At 67.1% G+C, this 23,877-nt stretch carries 20 protein-coding genes and 1 pseudogene; 8 read left to right on the forward strand and 13 right to left on the reverse strand.

Going from position 1 to position 23,877, the window contains the following annotated elements; all coding sequences use genetic code 11:
• Positions 1–22 precede the first annotated feature (22 nt).
• The 7 genes from G514_RS0121605 to G514_RS30535 all read right to left on the reverse strand — a co-directional run bounded on the left by G514_RS0121605 (position 23) and on the right by G514_RS30535 (position 6,276).
• A complete protein-coding gene (locus G514_RS0121605) occupies positions 23–925 on the reverse strand; it encodes a type II secretion system F family protein (protein WP_036565810.1) in 903 nt (300 codons plus the stop codon).
• Entirely contained in the window at positions 922–1,782 is an 861-nt protein-coding gene (locus G514_RS0121610) for a type II secretion system F family protein (RefSeq protein ID WP_036565813.1), read from the reverse strand. Before G514_RS0121610 ends, G514_RS0121605 begins: the two co-directional genes overlap by 4 nt.
• Entirely contained in the window at positions 1,779–3,251 is a 1,473-nt protein-coding gene (locus G514_RS28275) for a TadA family conjugal transfer-associated ATPase (RefSeq protein WP_036565814.1), read from the reverse strand. Before G514_RS28275 ends, G514_RS0121610 begins: the two co-directional genes overlap by 4 nt.
• Positions 3,248–4,012, reverse strand: a complete 765-nt coding sequence (locus G514_RS0121620) for a CpaE/TadZ family protein (RefSeq protein WP_028653451.1) — start codon at positions 4,010–4,012, stop codon at positions 3,248–3,250. The genes G514_RS28275 and G514_RS0121620 overlap by 4 nt, the downstream gene beginning before the upstream one ends.
• Entirely contained in the window at positions 4,012–4,563 is a 552-nt protein-coding gene (locus tag G514_RS28280) for an SAF domain-containing protein (protein ID WP_051247994.1), read from the reverse strand. The genes G514_RS0121620 and G514_RS28280 overlap by 1 nt, the downstream gene beginning before the upstream one ends.
• A 151-nt stretch (positions 4,564–4,714) precedes the next feature.
• A complete protein-coding gene (locus G514_RS0121630; RefSeq protein WP_028653452.1) occupies positions 4,715–5,674 on the reverse strand; it encodes a hypothetical protein in 960 nt (319 codons plus the stop codon).
• Positions 5,659–6,276: a hypothetical protein gene (locus G514_RS30535; RefSeq protein WP_157545112.1), complete on the reverse strand. Its 618-nt coding sequence runs from the start codon at positions 6,274–6,276 to the stop codon at positions 5,659–5,661. The genes G514_RS0121630 and G514_RS30535 overlap by 16 nt, the downstream gene beginning before the upstream one ends.
• 365 nt (positions 6,277–6,641) lie before the next feature.
• Between G514_RS30535 and mobF the strand changes: the two genes are divergently transcribed.
• The 4 genes and pseudogenes from mobF to G514_RS0121650 all read left to right on the forward strand — a co-directional run bounded on the left by mobF (position 6,642) and on the right by G514_RS0121650 (position 11,400).
• Positions 6,642–10,160 carry a MobF family relaxase gene (mobF, locus tag G514_RS0121640; protein WP_028653454.1) on the forward strand — a complete coding sequence of 1,173 codons (3,519 nt, stop codon included), beginning with the start codon at positions 6,642–6,644 and terminating at the stop codon, positions 10,158–10,160.
• Between the two features lie 105 nt (positions 10,161–10,265).
• The gene (locus G514_RS28285; RefSeq protein ID WP_036565816.1) at positions 10,266–10,598 is read left to right on the forward strand and encodes a hypothetical protein; all 333 of its coding nucleotides are present in this window, start codon (positions 10,266–10,268) and stop codon (positions 10,596–10,598) included.
• 187 nt (positions 10,599–10,785) lie between these two features.
• Positions 10,786–10,965: pseudogene (locus G514_RS31390) on the forward strand (TetR family transcriptional regulator); the annotation flags it as partial.
• A gap of 6 nt (positions 10,966–10,971) precedes the next feature.
• Positions 10,972–11,400 carry a hypothetical protein gene (locus tag G514_RS0121650; protein WP_245582298.1) on the forward strand — a complete coding sequence of 143 codons (429 nt, stop codon included), beginning with the start codon at positions 10,972–10,974 and terminating at the stop codon, positions 11,398–11,400.
• A 71-nt stretch (positions 11,401–11,471) separates the two neighbouring features.
• Here the strand turns inward: G514_RS0121650 and G514_RS31230 are convergent, their stop codons facing one another.
• On the reverse strand, positions 11,472–11,609 hold the full coding sequence (locus G514_RS31230) for a hypothetical protein (protein WP_245582299.1): 138 nt from the start codon (positions 11,607–11,609) through the stop codon (positions 11,472–11,474).
• A gap of 9 nt (positions 11,610–11,618) precedes the next feature.
• On the opposite strand from G514_RS31230, the gene G514_RS31235 reads away from it, so the two are divergent.
• Together G514_RS31235 and G514_RS0121660 are read left to right on the forward strand one after the other, a co-directional pair.
• The gene (locus G514_RS31235; RefSeq protein ID WP_245582300.1) at positions 11,619–11,972 is read left to right on the forward strand and encodes a PaaI family thioesterase; all 354 of its coding nucleotides are present in this window, start codon (positions 11,619–11,621) and stop codon (positions 11,970–11,972) included.
• A gap of 72 nt (positions 11,973–12,044) precedes the next feature.
• On the forward strand, positions 12,045–13,139 hold the full coding sequence (locus tag G514_RS0121660) for a BtrH N-terminal domain-containing protein (protein WP_051248001.1): 1,095 nt from the start codon (positions 12,045–12,047) through the stop codon (positions 13,137–13,139).
• 1,239 nt (positions 13,140–14,378) lie between these two features.
• Here the strand turns inward: G514_RS0121660 and G514_RS0121670 are convergent.
• Together G514_RS0121670 and G514_RS0121675 are read right to left on the reverse strand one after the other, a co-directional pair.
• Positions 14,379–16,718 (reverse strand): MMPL family transporter, encoded by a 2,340-nt coding sequence (locus G514_RS0121670; protein WP_028653458.1) that lies wholly within the window; start codon positions 16,716–16,718, stop codon positions 14,379–14,381.
• A 35-nt stretch (positions 16,719–16,753) separates the two neighbouring features.
• Positions 16,754–17,419: a TetR/AcrR family transcriptional regulator gene (locus G514_RS0121675; protein ID WP_084152290.1), complete on the reverse strand. Its 666-nt coding sequence runs from the start codon at positions 17,417–17,419 to the stop codon at positions 16,754–16,756.
• Positions 17,420–17,541: 122 nt separating this feature from the next.
• On the opposite strand from G514_RS0121675, the gene G514_RS28290 reads away from it, so the two are divergent.
• Positions 17,542–18,000 (forward strand): MarR family winged helix-turn-helix transcriptional regulator, encoded by a 459-nt coding sequence (locus tag G514_RS28290; RefSeq protein ID WP_157545114.1) that lies wholly within the window; start codon positions 17,542–17,544, stop codon positions 17,998–18,000.
• 16 nt (positions 18,001–18,016) lie between these two features.
• On the opposite strand, the gene G514_RS0121685 is transcribed toward G514_RS28290, so the two are convergent.
• Genes G514_RS0121685 through G514_RS28295 form a run of 3 tightly spaced genes read right to left on the reverse strand, consistent with a single transcriptional unit; the run spans position 18,017 to position 22,854 of the window.
• Positions 18,017–18,649, reverse strand: coding sequence for a hypothetical protein (locus G514_RS0121685; RefSeq protein WP_028653460.1), 633 nt, complete (start codon positions 18,647–18,649; stop codon positions 18,017–18,019).
• Positions 18,650–18,687: 38 nt separating this feature from the next.
• On the reverse strand, positions 18,688–19,866 hold the full coding sequence (locus tag G514_RS0121690; protein WP_028653461.1) for a cytochrome P450: 1,179 nt from the start codon (positions 19,864–19,866) through the stop codon (positions 18,688–18,690).
• Positions 19,867–19,887: 21 nt separating this feature from the next.
• The gene (locus G514_RS28295; RefSeq protein WP_245582301.1) at positions 19,888–22,854 is read right to left on the reverse strand and encodes an MMPL family transporter; all 2,967 of its coding nucleotides are present in this window, start codon (positions 22,852–22,854) and stop codon (positions 19,888–19,890) included.
• Positions 22,855–23,045: 191 nt separating this feature from the next.
• On the opposite strand from G514_RS28295, the gene G514_RS0121700 reads away from it, so the two are divergent.
• Positions 23,046–23,645: a TetR/AcrR family transcriptional regulator gene (locus tag G514_RS0121700; RefSeq protein WP_028653462.1), complete on the forward strand. Its 600-nt coding sequence runs from the start codon at positions 23,046–23,048 to the stop codon at positions 23,643–23,645.
• Positions 23,646–23,877 lie beyond the last annotated feature (232 nt).

Genomic DNA, 23,877 nt, shown 5'->3' on the forward strand with positions numbered 1-23,877 from the left:
CTCCTTGATCTGTCTCTTCCGTTCATGAGGTCGTGAACATGCGAAGCAATGAGGGGGCTACGAGGAGGGCCATGAAGATGACGCCGAGTAGCGAGCCTGGGATCGTCATGCGCTCGCCGACGGCGTTCGCCTGGGCAATCTCGTCGTTGAGCATCGCCGTGCGCATAGCGGCGGATCGGGCACGCAGGGTGACGTAGACGCTCGCTCCCTCCTCACCGGAGAGCCGCATGATGTCGGCGAAGTCGTCCAGCTCGGGAAGCCCGAGCTCCTCTGCCAAGGTGTGCAGCGCATCCCAAGGTGGCAGGCCCGACCAGCGCGACCGGGTCAGCTCCTCGGAGAGCCGGGTGAAGACCCACGAATCTCCTACCTCCGCGGCTGCTTCCATGGCCTGACGGACGCCGATGCCGTTGTGACGCTCGAGAGCGACCAGATCGATGTAGGCGCCGAGCGCCCGGGCGAACTCGACGCGGGCCTTCCGGGCATCGTCAAGCGCGTTGTAGTTAGGAATGAAGAACATCACGGCCGCCAGGGCGAGCGACGCGAGTGCCGGGACCTGGAGTGGGAGGCCCAGCCCGAGGGAGTTGAAGAGAAGCGTGAGGCCGGGCGGAATGAGGAGTCCGAGGCCGGCGAAGGTGAGCTTCTCGCCGTAGAACTGCGCGATTGAGATCCGTAGCAGGGCGAGTTCGCGGGTCGGCGTGCGCACCCACAGTCCCGGCGGCAGCACGCGCATGCCCCAAAGCCCGAGTCGTTCCTTGCCATTCCGGGCAGCGGAGGCATTGGCGGTGGTGCGGTGTCGCGTGGAGGAGACACGCTCCAAGGCGTCGGCGAGGTCCGGCTGAGCGGGCACGAGTCGCGCGACGACCAGGGTGAGTCCGAGGCCGATAAGGCCACCGGACAAGATCGCCAGCTGGAGACCGGTGATCATGGGGTCGCCGCCACATCGAGTCGAGTTTGGAGGAAACGCGGCAGCGGTTTGCCGGTAGCCATGCTGCGCATCCAGATCAAGGTGGCGACGTAGGCCGAGAGAAGAACGACGAGGATGACCTGACCGATAGCGGTCGCGTACGGCTCGACGTACTGGCCTGACAGGGCCAGGACAAGCAGGACACTGGCGCTGATGAGTGTCACCCATCGGGCGGTCGCACGCGGCTTGGCCCGATCGGCCTCGACCTGCCGGCGCGCCCGGACGTCAGCGGCGACCGACTCCGCGAGACCTTCGAGGACGCTCGCGAGCCCGGCGCCACGGCGGCGTGCTCCGAGGATGAGGTTCGCAGCGATCAGGTCGCCGGTCGCATCGTCAAGTTCGTCCGCGAAGACGCGGAGTGCGGTCTCCGTGTCCCACCGCGCACGAAGACGAGCAACGAGCCGGCTGACCTCGGCGTTGATCGGCGCGGGCGTGGAGCGCAGTGTCGCGACCAGCGCCTGTTCGAGCCCGATCCCGACGGTCAGGACGCCAGAGAGCGAGCGAGTCCATTCCTCCATCGCTTCCAGCCGGTTGATCTGAGTGGCCGCCGGGGGAGCGGACAGCAGAGCCGGCAATCCTATGACCGCGACCGGCGCGATGACCAGCGCGAGTACCCACCCGGTGATCGCCCATCCGAGGAGGCCCAGCCCGGCTCCGAGCAGTAGCAGCACTCGGGTGCGCGAGGTCAACGCCGCAACGCGGCCCCGGGACATGTGCCTCTCGCGAGGTGGTTCGGCCGTCGGTCGCAGGCCGACGACGATGCCGAGGATGCCGATGGTGATCAGTCCGCCGGCAAGGGCGGGAAGCAAGGGAGTCACGGCTGCACTCCGTACGGCTGGGTCGAGAGGTACGCCGCCAGGTCGAAGCCGTGGCGTGTCAGCGCCCGGTACTCGTCGGGAAGTACGTCCGGTACGGCGACACCTGACGCATCGGCACGGAACACCTGCGTGGTCGCGTATCCGACCTCCTTCTCGCCGGGGGCCAGGGCGATGATCTCGGAGACTCGCCTTTCACGCTGCGCGCCGCCGGGGACGACCTTGTTCTCCATGCTCAGCTGGACGATCAGATCGACCGTCGCCGCGAGCTTGCTGGTCGCGAGGCCCTGGGTGACGTGTGGACCGGCCTCCATCGCGCAGGTGACGAGCTTGCGGACAGCGGAGGCCGCATCAGCCGCGTGGGTCGTCGAGATGGAGCCGGTGCCCGACTCCATCGCCTTGATCATCGCCCAGATCTCCTTGCCTCGTACCTCGCCGACGATCTGGCGCGAGAGGTTAAACCGGAAGGAGTCGACGAGTGCCTCGTCGAGCGTGAACTCGCCCGCCTGGCGGCCATCAGCCCCGCGCTCACCGGATCCCGGACGTGCCTCCCAGGCGTGGACGACCTTGTGGCGGTTGAGCTCATGGAGGTGGAGCTCGTACTCGGTCTCGAAGGTTCCGATCGCCTCCATGGCGTCGATCTCCGCACAGAGCGCGCGGACCAAGGTCGTCTTGCCGGCGCCCTGGGCGCCGGCGACGACGATCGAACGTCGTGCTCGGACAGCGGCGCGTAGGAACGATGCTGCAGTCGGCGTCATCATGTCTCTTGCGACGAGGTCGTCGAGCGTGACGTGCATCAGCCGGTGCCGTCGGATCACGACCGATGGACGGGGCGTGACCCATGCTGCGGCGGCCAGGCGGGAACCGCCGTCCAGCCGCAGATGGAGCCGCGGCTGCGCCTCGGAGAAGGAGCGAGCGTTGACCTCGCTGCGCGATGCGAGGAAGACCAGAAAGTCGATGAGCTCCTGGTCGGAGTCCGCGACGGGTGGGCCGTCGATCAACGTGCCGTCAACCAGCTCGAGCAGGACGTTGTCGTGGCCGACGATGACGATGTTCTCGACACCGTCGTTGTCGACCAACGGCTGCAGTCGACCCAACCGGAAGAGCGAGTCGAAGACCGCCTGCGCCGTCGCCTGCTGGCGGACCTGGCTCCAGGTCCCGCGGCCGGCGTCGACGTGCTCGGCCATCGCCGACTCGATGAAGTCCAGCACGATCGACCGGCCGAGTTCCTGCTGAGCCGCCTTGTCTAGCCTGCTCCGGTCGGAACCGACGGCCTGGCTCAGCTGCTCGGACGCACGCGCACGCAGCTCCGACACGACGGACCAGTCGACTTCGGGGCCTGCCGGCGGGGGAGCGGTGACCGGAGCGCCGAGCTTGGCGGGGGCCGGCGTTGTCCCGTTGGACGGCTGGCTGAACAGCGGCAGCCGCGAAAGCTCGCCGTACTCACTCATGTAGCGGGAGGCCTCCGTCACCGTTGAGCCCCCTCGACCTGGGCGAGCAGACCACGGGCGAGGTGCGCCTGAATCGACTGTGCTGCGGCCTGTAGACCCCGGACGTAGGGCCCGGTCTCGAAGTGACGAGGTGGGTGCGCGCCGCGGTGGTAGACCGCGGCGGCTGCCGGGTCGTCGGGGACGTCGGCGACCACCGGCATACCGAGCACCTTGGAGACCTCGGTGTCTCGATACGGCTGTCCTTCGCCGATCAGCAGCAGGCCTGGATGTCTCCACCCGGTCCCGGGCTGGCGAACGGTCTCGGCCCACGAACGTGCTGCGGAGATCGATGGCAGGTTTGCGCGAGTGACCAGCAGGGATGCGTCAGCCGTGTCCAGGAGTTGCTGCGGTGATCCCGTCAGCCCGAGCCTGCCGGCATCAACGATGACGTCCTGCCCGTTTGCCTCCAGTTCGCGCAAAGCCGAGCCGAGTGGCTCCCACACATCGCGGAGTGCCGCTGCCTGAGCGTGTGTCCGCGTTCCCGCGACGAGGGAGACGTTCGGGCTCAGGGGCCGGACGACGTCGCGTAGCGCATCCGCTGTACCAAGCGGCGAGAGCGCAAGCTCGATCAGTCCGGCGTAGTACGGCGTCGTGCCCTTCATGAATCCGGCGAGGATCCCGGAGCCGCCGGTCGGGTCGGCTTCCACGAGCAGCACTGGACGCGGCCAGCAGAACGCGAGGCCCACGGCCGTCGCGGTGACGCCGGGCGATCCGGATGCGGAGGTCAGGCAGACGACAGCCATCATTCGGCTCCGGAGTCCAGCACCAAGGCGACATTCCCAGTGGCGGCGCGTGCGGCGAGGACGCCCGCGTCGGCGTACGGCACCAGGACGTTGACGACCGTGTTGCCTGTCGTCTCGTCCACGTAGGTTGCGACGACTTCAGCGACCGTGAACTGCGGCGAGCTCGCCGGCGCCTCGCCGTTGTCACCAGGTGTGACGATGATGCGGACCTTGTCGCCGCCATATAGGGCCATGCCAGGGACCTGCGCGGGTGTCAGGGAGATCCCGACAATCGACTGGCCTCGCGGAGGTAGCGGCTCGTCGGCAGTCGACTCGCTTGTGAGCAGGCCGCCCGCCGCGATGTCGAGGGCTGCCCGCTGACCGACGATCTCCTCGTACTCCGAAGCGGGCAGCGGGGACAGCGCCGGGTCGCCATTGATCCTGACCCGCTGGACGTCCTCGGCATCTATCACCTCGCCGCGGTGGATCGTGTCGCGGGCAGCAAGTACCTCCTGGGTGTTCGTCGTCGAACTCCAGGCCCACGCGCCGATCAGGCAGCCGAGCGCGGTCACGATGACCGCGGCGACTACCAGCGCGGGGCGTCTTCGGAGCTTGGGCGGGGGAGTGATGGTGGCGGCCGCCTCTGGGGTGGCGTTGCGCGGGCCTGTCCTTCGCGCCTCTCGGGCCGTTGTGGACACCTTGTCGTACCTCCCGCGCGGCCCGTCAGTTGACGAGCACCTGCGCCTCGCCGATCCGGATCTGTGTCGAGCGGTTGAGGCCGTCGAGCCGAATCGTCCCCGTCTGGCCGGCGCCCGACCACGTGATGACCCAGCTCGAGGTGGCGGTGACGGTGTAGGCGTCATCGGCCTCGTGCGCGCTCGACTCCCTATAGGTGTGGCCGCAGTCAGGAGAGTCCTTCCTCCCGTACGACGGCTTGTACGGCGTGCCGACCGCTTCGCAGACGACCTCGGTGCCGTCGCCCATGTCCCAGGTGATGTGAAGCAACTCCGCCGTGGCTGTGATCGTGATGCCGCCGGCGGAGGCGCTCTCGCTGATCGGACCGACGGTGTGGGCGTTCGGGTTCTCGGCCCACATCCAGACCGGCATACCGACCAGGCCGATGCTGTCCGGACCGGGCTCCGGAGCGATGCCGATGTTGATGGCTGAGAGACGCATCTGCTCGATCGCGAGCTGGGCGACGTCACGCGGCGTCGGTCCGATGCCCGAGTTCGGCGGCGGGTCGTAGGACCAGATAGTGATGAGCAGACCCGTCTGCGGCTGGTAGCAGTTGTATACGGCGCCGTCGCCGGGCTCGTGACCCTGCCAGCTCGGGTCGCCCGCTGGCGGCTGGGGCTCTACCAGACTGATGTAGCAGTGGTAGCTGTTCGACCAGTAGCCCGCGGGCGATGAGCACGGGACCGGCCCGGGCGGAGGATGCGTGATGCCTTGGCTGGTGCCATCCCAGTAGCAGGCTGCTCCGCTGCCGGTGTCCTGCGGCCCGTCGTCACCTGGCTCACCAGGCGTGCCCGGAGTGCCCGGCACCTCGATCCAGATCAGGCACTGGCCCGTCGCTGGGTCGGTCTGCGAGCACACGGTGTCCGCGTATGACTCGGCCTGGACGAGGACCGAGAGGCCGGCGGCTGCCAGCGCTGTCAGGGCGAGGCGAGTCAGGATGCTGGGCATGGCGTCTGCTCGAGGTCTTGTCCCGTCGCCACACGCCAGCCGCCGGTCGGATCGGCGGCGTACGCGTAGTTCGCGACGGTGTAACGCGTCCACCCGGTGTCCGGGCGGTCGGGAGAGATGATCGACTTGCCGCTCTCGTCGAGCACGTCGACCTTGCTGACGTCCCAGCAGACGTCGATGACGACCGCGGGCACCTTGCCGGCGTTCGGGTCCGAGTTGTCCAGGTTGACCGACTGCACCGTCAGTTCGCCGATCGACGTCGCGCCGGTTTGGCGCTGACCTTCGTTACGTTGACGGCGGATCAGAGTCTGAACCGCATTGAGCTGTGCGCTCGTCGCGACGGACTTCAATTGCTCGAGATCGGAGGACGGATCGCTGCGGAGCTCGTCGACCACCGTGTAGTAGTTCCGAATGGCCGCGGTGGCGTCGATGGTCGCGAGATCGGATGTCGACGTCGCCGAGGCGCTCGTCGTTGCTGCGGTCGGCGCAGATGACGCGGACGGCGATGGCGGAGGACCCGCCTCGCTGTCGCCACACGCGGAGACCGCGGCCAACATCAGTGTGCCGGTCGCACAGGAGATCAACCCGAGTCGAATCTTCATGGCGCTTTGTCCCGCTGCCTCTCGCTGTTCGGCTCGAGGCACAGATGACACCCGCGGCGGTGCGGGCATCGTCTGAGCCTCATCGTAGGGTCCGATCCTGGATTTGGCACCCGGTCGCTTCTCGCCTTTCCGGGCCACCGCTCAGGTGCTCTCCGCCTTCCAACTTTCTCGACCTACCCATCCCCTTCTTGCTCTCCGTCTCGTCGCCCTCACTGTCACCCCTTCGATCCCGCCACCTGTTCCCTTGCTGCCTTTCCAGGCCTGCCCGTCTCCTGCACCTCATCCCCTATCGGCTTCACACGGTGTGCAGATCGAGGGGGTGTGGATGGCAGGCCGCACCTGAACCCTGTGGAAGGCAAGCGGCCATGACGGTCTCGATGCGCCGGATGTCCGCGGGCAGCGGCTATCAGTACCTGCTGCGCAGCGTCGCCGCCGGCGACGGCAACCGAGCGCTGTCGACACCGCTCACGCGCTACTACTCCGACGTTGGGGCCCCGCCCGGCCGCTGGATGGGCTCGGGGGTAAGAGCCTTCGGGGGCGGTGAGCTCAGGCCCGGCATGCAGGTGACGGAGGACCAGCTCGCGCTGCTGGTTGGTATGGGTCGCGATCCGATCACAGGGGAACAGCTCGGCCGGGCCTACCCGTCGTACAAGCGCATCGCTGATCGCATCCACGAGCGCGTCGCCGCACTCGACCCTGAGATGACTCCGGAGGACTGTGCCGCCGAGTCGGAGAGGATCGAATCCGAGGAGAGCGCGCTAGGCGTGCGCCATGCGGTGGCCGGTTTCGACCTCACCTTCAGCGTGCCCAAGTCCGTGTCCGTGCTGTGGGGTGTCGCCGATGCGTCGACGCAGGAGCGAATCGTGGAGGCACACCATGCGGCTGTCGCTGACGTCATCGACTACTTCGAGCGTGAAGTCGCAGCCACACGCGCCGGCATCTCCGACAGCGACGGCGCAGTCGCCCAGGTCAGCATCGTTGGTGTCGCCGCCGTTGCCTACGACCACTTCGACTCGCGGGCCGGAGACCCGCAGCTCCACACCCACGTCGTCGTGTCCAACAAGGTCCTCACCCAGATGGACGGACGTTGGCGCAGTCTCGACGGTCGTCCGGTCTTCGCGTCGAGGACCGGTCTGTCTGCCCACTACGACGCTCTCCTCGCCGACCGACTCTCGCGCGATGTCGGAGTCGACTGGGAGCTTCGTCAGCGAGGCGCCGACCGCAACCCGCAGTGGGAGATCGTCGGCGTCAGCGATGAGCTCATCGCAGAGTTCTCGAGCCGAACCCGCGAGATCGAGCTCAAGAAGGATGAACTCATCGGGGAGTACGTCGCGAGGCACGGTCGGATGCCGTCGGGCAGAGTCATCGTCGAGCTCCGTGCCCAGGCGACCCTGGCCACTCGGCCACCCAAGGAGCTGAGGTCGCTCGTCGACCTCACCGCTGAGTGGCGCCGCCGGGCATCCGACCAGGTCGGCGTCGACGCGACCGCGTGGGCGGCAACGCTCCTGGGTGCGGGTGGCGCTCCGCTCATCGCCGCCGACGTTCTTCTGGCCGCTATCGAGGCAATCGCCTCCGACGTCGTGACCGCTGTCGAGGTGAAGAGGGCAGCCTGGAACCACTGGAACCTGCTGGCCGAGGCCTCGAAGCAGACGATGGACCTCCTGTTTGCATCCACCTCGGACCGCGAGGCAGTCGTGTCCATGGTGGTCGATGCTGCTCAGCGTCAATCGGTGTCGCTGACTCCGCCGGAGTTGGCGACCAGTCCGGTTCGCTTCCAGCGTGAGGATGGCACGAGCCTCTTCCGACCGCGGCACTCGGCCAAGTACTCATCGACAGCGATCATCGAGGCGGAAGCACGGCTCCTCGAGCGGTCGGAAGCCACGAACGCACCGACCGTGCGGCTTAGCGTGCTGGGGCGGGTGGCGACGCACTCGAAGGCTCGACTCAGCTGTCAGCAGCGCTCCGCCCTTGAGAGCATCACGACGTCAGGCCGACAGGTGGATCTGCTCGTCGGTCCCGCGGGTGCGGGCAAGACGACAACGATGCGAGCCCTTCGTTCGTCGTGGATCGCCGAGCACGGGCAGGGCAGTGTCATTGGTCTGGCGCCCTCTGCGGCCGCTGCGCAGGCGCTGGCTGATGACCTGGGGGTCGCCTGTGACAACACGGCGAAGTGGCTTCATGAGTTCGACCACGAGCGGACGGCCCTGTGCGCCGGGCAACTGGTAATCATCGACGAGGCCACGCTCGCGGGAACGACGACGCTCGACCGGATCAGTGGCATCGCGGAGGCAGCAGGCGCCAAAGTCCTCCTCGTCGGTGACCCGTACCAGCTCCAGTCCGTCGAGGCTGGAGGCGTCTTCGCGCTCCTGGTCGACCGACGCGCCGGTGCCCCCGAGCTGACCGACATTCATCGCTTCGTGAACGAGTGGGAGAAGCACGCCTCTCTCGCTCTTCGCCGGGGTGAGGTCGAGATCATCTCGACGTACATCCGGCAGAAGCGGGTCCGCGAGGGACTGACCGATGAGATGCTCGACCGGGCCTACGAGGCATGGCGTGCGGACTGCAACGCCGGCAAGGCGAGCATCCTCGTGACCGAGTCGTCCCACGCCGTGCGGGTTTTGAACGAGCGCGCCCGAGCCGAGCGGCTGCTGCTCGACGGCGCTGTCGATGGTCGGGAGGTCCCCCTGGCCGCGGGCACCAGGGCCTCGGTCGGAGATGTCGTCATCACCCGGCGCAACGAGCGAGGTCTGCGGACCTCCCGTGGCGGCTGGGTCAAGAACGGCGACCGCTGGCGGGTGGTCGACATCCGCCGCGACGGCTCGGTGCTCGTCGACCGGCTCGATCCACGGCGATACGGCAAGTCGGTGCTGCCAGCTGAGTACGTCGGCGAGTACGTCGACCTCGGTTACGCCGTCACGGCACATCGGGCCCAGGGCATCACCGTCGACACTTCCCACGTCGTCGTCACACCGTCGACGACCCGGGAGAACCTCTATGTCTCAATGAGCCGTGGTCGGGAGTCGAACATCGCCTACGTGGCTCTCGACCAGCCTGACGACAGCCACTCGACTCCCGAGCCTGATGACGTCACGGCTCGCACTGTGCTCTTCGGGGTGCTTCAACACAGCGGCGCGAGCATGTCCGCGCATCAGACGATGGAGGCCGAGTACGCGATCCATGGCGGCATCGACCGGCTCGCCGCCGAGCTCGAGACAATCGCGGCAGACGCCCAGCACGACAGATTCGTTCGGCTTCTGTGCCGATCCGGCCTCACGCCTGAACAGCATGAGGCGGTCGTTCAGTCGAGCGCCTTCGGGCCTCTCACCGCGGCCCTCCGCCGGGCTGAGGCGTACCACCACGACCTCGAGAAGCTGGTCCGGCTCGTCGTTGGACGGCACGCACTGGACGACGCGGACGACGTCGCGGCGGTGCTTCAGTACCGGGTCGAGAAGGCGGCGGCGTCCCTGCCTCGCGGCTGTCGGCTTCGCCCGCGTCTGATCGCCGGTCTCATTCCGGAACCGATGGGAGAGATGCCTGCCGAGGACCGCCGGGCGATCGAGGAGCGCAAGCACCTCATCGAAGGTCGGGCAGCCGCGCTGGCTGCGGATGCCGTCGACGAGGGTGCCCCGTGGATACGCCGGCTCGGCGAGCCGCCCGCATCCGACCTCCTCGCTTGGCGGGCCGCCGTAGCCACCGTCGCGGCCTACCGTGATCGGTACCGGGTCACGTCGGACTTGCCCGCCGGTGGGCGAGCATCGACAGATGCCCAACGGGTGGATCGACGGCATGCCTTCCTAGCGGTGCGACGTGCTGAGGGCGTTGGCGCGGAGGCGTCGGTTGGGCACGGCTTGGCCGCGGATGCTCGTGCCGTTTCTGCGCCTTAGGACAGTCATTGTCGCCGCCATCCACAACGAGTGCGGCTCGGCTGCGGGAGGCGCAATGTTCGCCATATTCAGGATTCGTCGTTGCCCAGTCCCGGAGGGTGCAAGGTGTTGATTCAACTCGTCGCGGCGCCCGTCGTCATTTCGGTTGCGGTTCTTTACAGGCTGCTCCAGGCGTACGCGCCTTCCAACTTTCTGCTCCGCCGCGTCCGCACCTCGCGACCCACAGTCGGCATGGCAGTTGCCCTCGTCGCGCTCGCATTCGCGTGCGCCGTATCCGTGCAGACGATCCGGCTCGCGATGGCGGCCGGGGCCCCGGAATGGCTGAACCTCTTCGTCCTGGTACTCGCATGGGATGCGATCAAATTCGCAGTCACGGCATGCCTGACCTCGATGCGTCGAATTGCATCGGTTGTTTCGAGGACTCCGCGCCTCGCCTAGTCGGCCGATCTGCGCGCGGCCTTCGAGTCCAGCGCCCGCGACCACGTACAGCGTCGATTCTGTCCGTGAGCCGTGTTATGGCCCGCCGACGAATGGGCGACTGACGATGGAAGACGTTGGTCGACGCAATGGCGTTTCGCTCAAGCCGGCCGGGCATACATGCATGTATGTATGTACAGTGTTCGACATGACCGCTGGCGTGCAGGACCGACAAGTTCGGGCAGTAGCAACCCGCCGGCTGTTGTTAGACACCACGGTTGCTTGCTTGGCGGAGCTGGGGTACGCGGGGACCACTGGCCCTGCCGTAGCCGAGCGAGCTGGCTTGTCGCGAGGCGCCCAGCTCCACCACTTCGGCACGCGAGACCAGATGGTCGTGGCGGCGGTCGAGCATCTGGCACAGCAACGTCTCACGCACGTTCAAGACAGCCTCGCGATACGGATCGGAGACAGTCTGGACCCCTCGGCTCAACCGAGCAGGCCGGCAGCACTTGCGGCCCTGGAGCTCCTCGCTGAGGCGTTGTCCGGGCCGCTGTACGGAGCCACGTTGGAGCTGTGGGCCGCGGCACGCACCGACGAGGACCTTCGACGGCAGCTGGTTCCGGCCGAGGAGCGGGTGCACGCCGAGCTTCGGGAGGTATGTCGCGTCTGGATCACCACGGATCCGGTTCTGATCCAGCTGACGCTAGATCTCCTGTTAGGTCGAGGAGTGAGCGGGATGCTCGTCCCGCATCCTCCCAAGTGGCAACGTGATGTCCTTGAACGCTGGATTGACACTGTCGTGGGCGGCCGGGTCGCGGGATGAGTCGATTTGATGACCTGATCGCGACGTTTGCAGAGAAGTTCCGTCCTCCTGACGACGGAGCTCGCCTCGCTTCACACCACGCCAACTGTCTGGGCTGCGGCGAGGACAATCCGCATGGCCACCATCTCGAGGTGCGACGTGCGGGGGACGGCGTGGTCGCTGCGCACGCCTTCGACCACCGGCACGAAGGCGCGCCGGGGATCGCTCATGGTGGCGCGTTGGCGACGGTCATCGACGACCTCTATGGATTCCTCCAGTACCTAGTGGGCGGCCCGGCGGTGACTCGACGCCTCGAGATCGAGTACCTGCAGCCTGTCCTCTTGGACGTCACCTATCGGTTGGAAGCCCACCTCACCGGCCGCGATGGGCGTCGACTTCAGGTCGAAGCCACCATCACCGACCCGGAGGGGCAGAGGGTGCTCACCTCGACGGCCATGTTCGTGCTCGTCGACGTCACCCACTTCGCGGCTGCGTACGCACGAACCCTGGAGAGCGCCATGAGCAGCGCCATCACCAAGACCACCGACGAGACCGGCGGTCCGACAGACGTTCCGAGAGAGCCGCGGCCGTGATCCCTCAGCGAGCAGAGGTTGACTGCCACCGATCACCGCCCACTCGCAGGCTCGGACGCGGAAGACCGCGACATGACTACTAGTCATGCTTCTGCACGGGTGTCGCCCTACCCGCATCGGATCGGTGGGCACTGTGGGTCCGGCGCCCTGCGAGACCTGCTGGAGTGGGCCGGACTCGGATGGGACGGCCCTCCCAGCGAAGGTCTTGTGTTCACTCTCGGCGGCGCGCTCGGTCTCTCCTATGTGCGCTCGGTAGACCTTTTCCCACCCCTGTACCTGGTTGGCCGTGGCGGAGAGCTCGAGCTGGATCTGCCCCGTCGGCTGGGCGGAGCGGTCGAGCAGCGGGTCACTGACGATCCCGCCGAGGGGTGGAACTGGGTACGCGCTGAGATCCAGGGTGGTCGTCCAGTGATGCTCTGGGCCGACATCGCCGAGCTGCCCTATCTGCGCGTCAAGCTCTCGATGAGTCGCCACGACATCGTGGTGATCGGATTCGATGACCACGCGCAAGTGGCCTTGGTGGTGGACAACGATCGCGAAGACGTCCAGGAGGTCCCCTATGAAGCCCTTGCGCGGGCACGCCGCTCCACGTCGTTCCCGCAACCGACGCGACATACGGTGTACAACATCAGGTGGCCCGCTGTGCTGCCGGATCTGGCATCCACGGCGGCTGAGGCATTCGCCCAGTCAGCCCACGCCATGAGCAATCCCACCAGCGCCACCAGAATCTTCGACGGGCTAACCTCAGAACCGGGTGACGCCGCCGGTCTGACGGTCCACAGCGCTGGAGTCGCCGCAGCGCGTGCCTTTGCCACGGACATTGCGGGCTGGGAACGACATGACGACGAGCAACTCGAAATCATGTTGTTCAGCGTCGGCGCGTTCATCGAGAAGGCAGGCACCGGCGGCGGCCTCTTCCGCCGGCTCCTGGCGCAGGGGGCTTTCGAGATCGCCCAGATGACAGGGGACGAGGCAACCACCTCATTGGCGCGCTCAGCCAACCGAGCCGCGGAGGCCTGGACAACGGTGGCACGTTTGGCCACCGCCCGGGATAGGCCCGCACGCAGTCGAGTCCGCGACGCCGCGCAGTCGGCCTTGGCCCTTCCGGAGCTCGAGGCCATGCTGACCCAAGACCTGCACGGCGCTGCGGCGTCACTTCGAAGCTGACCGTGGACGCGCAGGACATCCCGAACTTGTCCTGCTCGATTTGTCCTGCTCGATCTGAAGCGTCCCCATTCTGACTCCACTTCACTCGGCAGCGTCGTTACTCAGGCACCGTTCGCATCTCGCATATCGAGGAGCACATGGCCTCGTTCTGCGGAGTCCAGATCGATATCCCCGGTTGCCGCCGAGACAGCCCACGTTGGTGCTACGGTCCGACTGGCGAGTTCGTGGGGGGTGGGCGCTCCATCCGTAGTGAACTGCGGATGGAGGCTCGCGCCGAACAGGCGCTGCGCCTCTTCAGAGTTGGGCCACAGACGTCTGAGAGCTGCCCCCAGCGATGGCGCTCGCCTTGCTCCGCCAAGCGACCGCCGGGCGCCGTCCTGCCGGCGGCGGGCTCGGCCGGTCGGGGTCAGTCGTGCTGGTCGATCAGATTCGCGTCTGGCACGCCACTCGGCAGCGGCCGTAGGTAGCGATCACTAGCCGCCAAACTACCCTTTTCCTCCTATGCATTTTGGCGTAGCCTGACCCCAACCCCTGCGTACATGGTGATCATGAACCCCCGGGTTCGGCCGCCAGGGCTGGAGGTGGGTGGAGTGGGATATTGGGATCCGAACGGGCCAGCGTGGCAACATCTGGGGAACGCCCTATGGGACGTGATGGCAGTCGTGTGGTGGACGTTGGTGGGTGGCCTCGTCGCTGCCGGTGCATGCTGGTACGTGGGTGAGAGCATCTACAGTGAGTGGGTTCGCGTACACCCCCAGCCACGACTCCGGTTTCTGGCCGAGCGAAGGCTGCGTCGAGATCTCGCCCGAGGGCTTGCTGATCTTGAGGAATACCTGCGCGAGCACGATCCAGCACACGTGAACGACGGCCCGGCTCGCCATGGCCGGTCGCGGACCTGGAGACGCCAGGGGTGGCGCCGACCTTGAGGCAGACTTCGTTCTCTGACGACCCGCCCCCGGCCGTCGATGGCTGGGGGCGAGGCTCGCGCCTATCTCCGGCGGGGACACCGGCACCTCCGCGGTCATTTGTGACCCATCGGGCCGGGTGAGGCGGAGGGCCGCAGCGTGAAGACCGCGCACGGGGGCGGTGCTTCCGACGAGCAAGGTCGATGCGCAACGGAGGTATCCGGGGCACATCCGGGGCCAGTACCAGATCGAACCGATCTGCCGAGACGGGTCCGAGCGCGATGCTGCCACGGCCGAGACGACGACGTTCCGGCTCTGGGTGCGTCAGTTTCCATCAACCTGGGACTTCTATGTCTTGTCGGTCGGTGGCCTCGGCCCGCTGGTTGAGCATGGTCAAAAGCTTGTCGCCTTCGATGTCGAGGTCCGGCAGTAGGCGGTCGAGCCACTGAGGTAGCCACCAGGCTCGCTCGTCGAAGACGGCCATGAGCGCGGGCACGAGGGTCAGCCGGACGATGAAAGCGTCGATGAGGATGCCGGCGGCCAGGGCAAAGCCGATCTGCTTGATCATGATGTCGTGGCTGAATATGAAGCCGGAGAACACCGCGACCATGATGATGGCGGCTGCCACGACGACCCGGCTGGCGTGGTCGAACCCGTGAACGACGCTCTGGCGGGCCCCCTGGCCATGGATGTGCGCTTCGCGCATCGAGGAGACCAAGAAGACCTCGTAGTCCATGGCGAGTCCGTAGAGGATGCCGGTCACGATGATCGGCATAAAGCTCATGAGCGAGCCGCCGGTGTCGACCCCGAAGAGGTCGCTGAGCCAGCCCCACTGGAAGACGGCAGTCGTAGCTCCGAAGGTGGCCAGGATGCTGAGCAGGAAGCCGGCTGTGGCCTTGAGTGGAACCACCACCGAGCGGAAGACCAGCGTCAGGATCAGGATCGAAAGCACGATGATGATCCCGAGATAGAGGGGAAGAACGCTGGCGATCTTGTCGGACATGTCGATTCGGATGGCGGTGAACCCGGTGACGCCCAGCTGCACCTGGTTGTCCCGGGCAATGGGGTGGTCGGGCTCGCGGAGGGACGTCACGAGTTCGCTGGTCGACTCGTCATCGGGACCCGACGTGGGGATGATGCTGAACACGGCTAGGTCGCGCGCCTCGTTGACGCCGACGGGGGCGGCCAACACGATGTCGTCTCGGTCTTGCAACTCGTCGATCAGTTTCGCGGTCAGCTCGGGCGTGACGTTGCCTGCGGCGCGGGTGGGCTCCGCGGTGACCAGGAGCGGGCTGTTGAATCCCTCGCCGAAGCTCTGGGAGACGGCCTCGTAGCTCTGCCGGGCGGCCGTGTCCTGGTTCGCGGTGGCACCGGAAGGGATGCCCAGGTTCATGCTGGCTGCGGGGATCGCCATCACGACCAGGATCGCGGCCACGCCGGCGATGACTGGCCACCTGAACCTGACCACCCCCCTTACCCAGTGGTCAGCGACGCCGGGCGACTCCGCCTGCAACTTGGCGCGGCGCCGGGTTCGGACCTTGTCCGAGCAGATCCGCTCCCCGACCAGACCTAGCAGTGCGGGCAGCAGGCTCAGGGCGATGAGGACGGCCAAGGCCACGGTAGACGCCGCGACCAGCGCCATTGTCGAAAGCACCGCGATGCCGATGACGGTGAGGGCGGTCAGCGCGATGAGGACGGTCAGGCCCGCGAAGAACACGGCGCTACCCGCGGTGCCGACTGCTCTGCCGGCTGCCTCGTGCGCGTTGAGGCCATGGTCGAGGATCAGTCGTCGTTGCCGGTTGACGACGAACAGCGCGTAGTCGATGCCGACGGCGAGGCCGACCATGAGGCCGAGGACGGGGGTGGCGGAGTTCATCTCGACGACGTTCGAGAGCGTGTAGGCGCCGCCGACGCCGATACCGACGCCGACCAGCGCGGTGATCAGGGGTAGGCCGGCCGCAGTGAGGGAACCCAACGTGAGTACCAACACGAGGGCGGCGACGGCGAGACCGATCACCTCGCCGATGCCGACGGGGATTTCGAGTGCCTCGAGGGAGTCGCTGGGGAGAACGGTCATCCCCGTGCCCTGTTCGGCGCGTTCCACGACCTCGAGCACCGAGGAGACATCGTCATCGGTCAGTGAAGTCGAGGCGACGGTGAACTGGAACTGGAACAGCGCGACCCGCCCGTCCGAGGACACCAGCACGCCGGGCACCGGGGCGCCGTCCACCATCAGCGGCTGGTAGGGGGCCGCCTGTGCCGGGTCCGACCCGGCTGGCGCATCCCCGGGCGCATTCTCTTGCGGCGTGCCCGGTGCTCCCTGCTCGGCGGTACTCAGCGCGGCGTCGAGAGGGTTGACGACTCTCTCGAGCTCATAGACCTCGCCAACAGTGCTGCTGAGCACTGCGAGTCGCTCCGGGGTGTCGAGGCGCTCGCCGACCGGCACGGTGAAGACCACGCTGGCCTGACCCCCAGACGCCTCCGGGAGCTCATCGGCTACGCGGTCGAGCACGGTCTGTGCCTCGGTGCCCTCGATCTTCATCTCGGAGCTCACGCTCACCCCGTTGATTGCCATGCCACCGACGACCGCCGCGAGGACTGCGACCCATCCGGCAATGAACAGCCACGGCCTCCCGTACGCGGTTCGTCCCAGACGGTACAAGAAGGTGGACATGGGTCGGGTGCTCCTTGGGGGTGAGGCGGCTGCGGTTAGAGGCCGTGACGCAGGTAGTCGAAGGTGAGGTCGAGGAACGAGCTGTAGTCCATCGACGCGGGCGTGTAGTCGCTCTCGCCGTCCAGGTGCACGTCGAGAGTTCCCTCTAGGGCGGCCATCACGGCGCCGTACACGGCGCCAAACAGCAGCGGTACGTAGATCGCGGGGTACCGGTCCCCGGCCACCGACGCCAGGAGCTCCTGGGCGGTATGGCGCATTCGTTGCTGAACGCCCAGGACGTAAGGCTCCAGCGTCGGGTACTCCCGCGCCATCGCCATCAGCTCGCGCATCCTCACCAGCGTGTCCGCAGTGAACTGATCCCTCATCACGGCCAGTAGGGCATCGAGCAGCGGTAGGTCCGCGGGCAGGCCGGCCAGGATCGCGCTGGCGTCGTCGACACCGCCGAACGCGACTGACGCGACCGCCTCCTCCTTGCAGGAGAAGTGGTTCCCGAAAGTGCGTCGCGAGTAGCCCGCCCGCTCCACCACGTCCGCGGTGACGAACCCAAACAGCCCGCGCTCACGAGTCAGCTCGAAAGCGGCTTGGGCCAGCGCCTGTCCCGTCGCCTCGCGCTTGAGGTCCCGCAACCCACGATCCATGCCCTGAGTATGACGCTTGTTGCCCAATGGGCAACATTGCCTATTGAGCAGTTCGATGCCCATCGTTGCCGCCTGCCGAACAACTGTCCGTCGAGGGAAGGCCGGTAGCGTGACGCAACATATGGCCGTCGATCCGCCCTCGGCGCCGGTCTGTCAATGAGTGGCCATGGACTACGGGAGCTCGTATGGGTGCTGGTGGTGAAGTGGTCGGTTCGGACAGCGGAAGCCAGTTCGCTGATGCGGTGCTGGCTCTGCTCGCGGTCGCGCGGCGGACCAGGGGACGCCTGCAGCCGCTCTTCGAAGACGTCACCGTGCCGCAGTTGGTCTTACTGGATGCTGTACAGATCTGCGGCCTGGAGGGCATCGGCGCCATTTCGACGTACACGCTGTTGAGCCAACCGACGGTGACCCAACAGGCGGCCAGCCTGGAAAGCGCAGGTCTGCTGCGCCGCATCCCGGCTGAGGACGACCGCCGCCGGCGCGTGCTCACGCTCACCGAACGAGGTGAGCAACTCCTGGCCGCCAAGCGCGGCCTTGTCGCCGACCGACTCTCGGTCGCCTGGAGATCTCTCACGCCTGAGGAGCAAGCCATCGCGGTCCCACTGCTGCGCCACATCACGGATCTCGTAGGGGAACTGACCTGACTGAGTCCAATGGCGACTAGTCAGGCGTCGTGTGTCGAACCGACCCAGAGCCCGGAGGGCTCGCCGTCGCTCCGGAAGAACCGGAGGGACGAACGGAATCGGTAGAGACTCTCGGGATCCCCCGCCCGACGAGATGAGCCATCAGAGTGCCGAGCAATGATCGCGCTGCAGGCTTGTTGGCCGCGCTCTGTTCCGTGAGGTTGCGTTGTCTCGCCTCGAGTTCGAGGCGCTGGCCGACACGAGCTCCTAGCTCGTCGATGCCGCTGGCCAGCCCGGCTGCAATGGCCATGGCAGCCCAGTCGTTGCGGGCGGTGGTCAGCACGGCGTGGGCAACGACATCGGTGGGCGGGTCCTCGGCCATCTCGTCGATGACTCTGCGGACGCCCGAGTAGATCCGGGAGGCGTGCCGCCAGGCTTCGATGACGGCCTCCCTGCGGTCTTCAGGGTCGTCGACGAGGCCGCGTTCTAGTGAGGCCACGAGGCGGGTGTGCCAGCGGAGCAGCAACGCGTTCGCGAGATCCTCGTCGTTGTTGAAGTAGGTGTCGGTGCCTTCGATGTTGGTGGGGATTTGCCCGTCGTCTCGGGCGAGGATCTCCTCGATCAGAGCGTGGAGGACTGTTGCGCGGCTCGGCTTCGGTCGGTCCTTCACGGGTACTCCTTCGTTGGACTGGATGGTGAGTGGCTGACCTACTGAATGGGTAGAGATGCGAACCCGCGGATCGGGCCCGACCGGAGTCGGACCGCGGAGTCGACGTCGACATCCCAGTCACGGCGGCGTTTGAGGAGTGCTCGCAGGGCGATGCGTGCTTCGAGGCGGGCCAGGGATGCGCCGAGGCAGAAGTGGATGCCGCGCCCGAACGCGACTTGTCGTTCGGGGCCACGGTGGATGTCGAAGTGGTCTGCGTCGGGGAACGCGTGGTCGTCACGGTTGGCTGAGCCGAAGAGCAGCAGCACGGTGTCGCCGGCTGCCATAGCCTGCCCGTGCAGATCGACCTGTCGGGTCAGGGTGCGTGCCAGGCCCTGGACCGGTGAGTCGTAGCGGAGCAGCTCCTCGACGGCTGCTGGCACGAGTTCGGGGTCGTCGGCGAGAGCGCGTCGGTCCTCAGGGTGCTGGGCGAGGATGACAGCGCTGTTGGACAGCAGGTTGGTCGTCGTTTCGTGCCCGGCGACGAGCAGTAGAAGGCAGAACCCGAGAAGTTCTTCCTCGGTGAGGTGCTCGCCGTCCACCTCGGCTTGGACGAGCGCTGTCATGAGGTCGTCTTGCGGGTGCGCGCGTCGGTCGGCCAGGAATGCGGAGAAGTATTCGTAGAGGGCTGCAGCGGCGTCCAGCCCGGCGCCGAACTCGCCTCGCACCGGGTTGGACTGGATCAGGGTGGTGGACCAGGTCCGAAAGCGGTCGCGGTCTTCACGCGGCACGCCGAGCATGTCGGCGATCACGATCGCGGGCAGAGGTCCGGAGAACTCGGAGACGAAGTCCCAGGGGCCGGTCTCGGGGGTTGTGTCGAGGAGGTCGTCGACAAGGGTCTGGATGTGTCCTTCGAGCCCGGCGATGCGGCGAGGGGTGAAGGCCTTGCTGACGAGTTGACGCAGCTGCGTGTGCCGGGGTGGGTCGCTCATGATGAGCATGGGCAGGAACAGCTCGGTCATGTCCACGCCGGGTGGGGTGGGGAAGATGCCGGACGCCGAGGAGTACGTCGTTGGGTCGGCCAGGGCCGCCGAGACGTCCTCGTGCCTGCTAAGCACCCAGGTGCTTGCCTCCGGCGACCAGTACGCCGGGGCGTGGTCGCGAAGCTGCCGATAGACGGGGTAGGGATCCGCCATCACTGTGGGGTCGAACGGGCTGTAGGTGAGCTGCTGGCTAGTCATGACTTCTCTCTGGTCTTTGGTTCACGGGTGCCTGGGGTATTGGGCTGGCTCAACGGCTGCCGATGCGTGGGCCGACCCGGGGTGGGGCCACCAGCTGCCCTCCTCGAACAGCGCGGCGCAGGCCGGGACGACGAGAGTGCGCACGACGAAGGTGTCGAGCAAGAGCCCGGCAGCGACTGCGAAACCGGTCTGGGCGAGCGCCTCGACGGGAGAGAACAGCAGTGCCACGAAGGTGGAGGCGAAGATCAGGCCGGCGGCGGTGATGACGGGTCCGGTCGCGGTGACCGCGCGGGCAACCTGGTCGCGGTCCAGAGCGAGCCCGCTTTCGCGCATCCGGCTCATCAGCAGGATGTTGTAGTCCGCGCCGACGGCGACCAGGAGGACGAACACGATGACGGGGGCGGTGAAGTGGATGTCTTGTCCGCCCAGGTGCTGGAACACCAGGGTGGTCAACCCCAGCGCGGCCGCGCACGAGAGCACTACGGAGGCAAGCAGGTAGAGCGGTGCTGCCAGGGCACGCAGGGTCAGGATGAGGATGAGCAGCACCATCATGAGGACCGCCACAACCACCAGGACGGCATCGTCTTTCAGGTAGTGCGCCAGGTCGGCGCCCAGGCCGGCGGCGCCGGTAGCCAGGACCGTGGAGTCGTCCAGGCGGGTGTTGTTCATGGCCTGCTTCGCGGCGCCCTGGATCTCGTCGTAGCGCTCTTGGCCGGCGGGTGTGAGCGGGTCGGTGTCACCGGTCACCTGGATCCGCGCCAGCTTGCCGTCCTGGGAGAGGAACACGTCCCGGGCCAGCGCGAAGTCCGGCTTTTCGAGAGCGGAGGCGGGGAGGTAGAAGCCGCCGGCCTCGGGTGTGTCTGCACGCTGGTTGACGTCTTGGAGGTAGTCGCCGGAGTCGTCGAGCCCGTCTTGGAGTTGCTCGGTCTGGGTCAGGAGCTGCTCGATGCCCGGTGCGATGCCGGCGGCACCGGTCGCGAGCCGGTCGGTGCCCCCTTCTAGCTCGCCGAGCTTGTTGCTCAGCTGGGCTTGTCCATCGGCGATCCGGTTGCTGCCGGACTCTGCTTGCCGCAGCCCGGCGGCGAGCTGGTCGAGGCCGGTGGCGAGCTTGCTGTCCCCGGCAGCGATCTTGTCCGCTCCGGCGGCCGCGTCGGCGAGGCCGGGGAGGAGCTGGTCGCGTTGGCCAGCGTAGATCGTTCGTAGGCCCTCACGGGAACGTCTGCAGATCGGGTCGGCAGTGCAGATCGGGTCGCCCTCTAGGGCCTCGACGATCATGCCGAGGCCGTCGACGGCTTGGGCGACCTGATCGTGTGCGGTTCGGAGGCCAGCGGCCAGCGTCGCCGCACCGTCCCGCAGCTGGCGGGCCCCGTCAGCGGCCTGACCCGTTCTGTCGGCGGCCTGGCCGAGGCCGCTGGCCATCCGCTTGCTTCCGTTGCTGAGCTCGGCCGCACCGTCTTCGGCTTTCCCGGCACCGGAGGAGACCTGGTTGAGGGCATCAGCCAGGTCGCCGGACCCGGATGCGAGCTGCTCTAGCCCTGGCTCCCCGGACTCAAGCTTGCGGTCTGCCTGGTGGAGTCCTTCGGCGAGCTTGCCGAGCTGGTTGGCGATGGACGCGGGTTTGAGACGCTTTCCGGCGGGCTGGGTGATACTGCGGACCTGGTCGACGCCGTCGACCTTGGCCACCGCGGTGCTGACCGCGTTCAGGACCGCAAGGTCGCGAGTGTTGGCCATGTCCTGGTCGGAACGGATGAGCACGTAGTCCGGCAGCGTCTGGTTCGGCGGGAAGTGCTCGGCCATCGCCGCAAGGCCCACGTTGCTGGGGGTATCGGGTGGCTGGGCCGCCCGTTCGTCAAAGGAGAGCTGCATGGTGGGCAGCGCCAGAGCCAGAAGCACTAGAACGCTCACCCCTGCGACCACGACCCGGGCCGGATGGGTCCCCACGAGGCGGCCGGTGCGTGCCCACCGCGAATCCGCGCGGGCAATCGGGGCGGGGCCGATGCGCGGCCCAAACCAACGAATCAGTGCGGGAGTGAAGGTCAGGCTCACCGCTACGGTGACCGCGACACAGATCGCCATCGGGGGGCCCGTGGTGGCAAAGATGGCGAGATCGGTGAAGCCCAGGCAGGTCGCGCCCAGGATGACTGTGGCCGCCGAAGCCAGTAGAGCCGGCCCGACGCGGGAGACCGACTCGGCGACCGCTTCGCTTGAGTCGAGGCCCCTGGCGTACTCCTCACGGAACCGGGAGATCAGAAAGACGCAGTAGTCGGTCCCGGCGCCCAAGGTGATAGCCACGACGAACGCGTCGGTGTAGGTGGACAGGGCCAGCCCATGTTCACCAGCCCAGGCCAGGGCGCCGCGGGTGCACAACAGGGCGATGCCGATGGTCACCAGCGACACGAGGACGGTGGCGACCCGGCGGTAGACCAGCCACAGGATTCCGACCAGCAGGGCGAGGGAGACGGCCGTGATCTTCAACGACGCGTCGTTTACCGCCGTGGTCAGGTCCGTGATCATCGCCGGGTCTCCGGTCACGTGGATCTCGGTGCCGGTCGGGGCGTCGAGATCGTCGACGACCGACCGTAGCCACTTCACGTCCTCGTCTGAGGCCGGCGACCCGACCGCGGATCGGAGCCCCACGACCAGGTAGGTCGCTTCGCCGTCCTTGCTAGTCATCGACCGCTTTGCCTGAGGCTCCTCGAGGTAGTCCTGGACCTCCGAGACCCGTTCCGGCTCGTCCCCCAGGGCATGCACGAGGTCGGCGTAGACACGGCGGTCGGGGGCGCCCAGCCCGTTGTCGTTGGTGATGACCACGAAGACGTAGGACTGGGTGTTGCCGGAACCGAACGCGTCGTCCATGACCCTCAGCCCATGCAGGGTCGGGGAGTCCTCCGGCAGGAACGCGGTGCTGCTGCGTTCGACCACCGTGCCCAGCGGGGTCACCAGCAGCGAGAGCGCCGCAGCCGCCAGCACCCAGCCGATCACCACCACGGCCGGGAAGCGGTGACCGACGCTGAGGGCAGACCGCAGCGGTCCACGGGTCCCGGCCCGATCGTCTCGACTCACTGAACACAACCGATCGTCTGGATCACTGGTTTGTACTTCCAGTACAACATACGATGTGCACGACGTCGATACCGCCCGGGCCGCACCGGTCGGGCGGCAGAGAACAGAGGTGCGCGATGAGGAAGCTGCCGGCGAAGCTGGCCAGCCAGTTGTACGGCGCGGCCGAGCTGATCGCGGAGCGCGGTCTGGACGGCACCAAGATCGAAGACATCGCCGAGGCCACCGGCATCCCGAAGGCCACGATCTATTACCACCTCGACGGCAAGAACGCCGTGCTGGAGTTTCTCCTCAGCGACCTGTTGGACATGATCGCCGGCGCCGTCGGCGTTGCCGTGTCGAGCGCCGAGGATGCGCGGACTCGACTCGAGGCCGCTGTCGTGGCGCAGCTGGGGGTAATGCTCGAGCATCCGTTCCTGTGTCGGGCATTGGTCGGCGACCTGGGGCGCGCGACTCGGCTGCCCGAGCTGGCGCTGGCGTTGCGGGCTGCGTTCTACGAACCGATCGAGCAGTTGTTGGCCGACGGCGTGGCTGATGGGTCGCTACGCCAGGTGCCCAACCCGGGCGCCGTGGCCTTGAGCGTCTTCGGTGCCATCACGGTCGCCGGCCTCACTGCGGCGGTGGAGGGGCCATCTGACGCCCCGTCGGCAGACGCAGTGCGCTTGTCTGCGTCGATCTGCGAGTTGATCTTCGACGGCCTGGCGACGCGCGGAAGCTGAGTTCGCACGTCGAGGACTTACGACCAGCACGTCACTTCAGACGGTCGGGCAGATTCCTGCCCGAGCTCCCTATCGACGCGACAGTCGCAGTCGCTGCGTGGACGGGTCCAGAGTCCGCGGATTCGAATCGTGTCCGCCTAGGGCATGTCTCCTAAGTCATCAGCCAGATGGTGATGGCGCGTAGGACGACGGCGCCTCGGTAGGTGACAGCGAGCTTGTCGTAGCGGGTGGC

The organism is Nocardioides halotolerans DSM 19273 (genome assembly GCF_000422805.1).
GTDB lineage: Bacteria > Actinomycetota > Actinomycetes > Propionibacteriales > Nocardioidaceae > Nocardioides > Nocardioides halotolerans.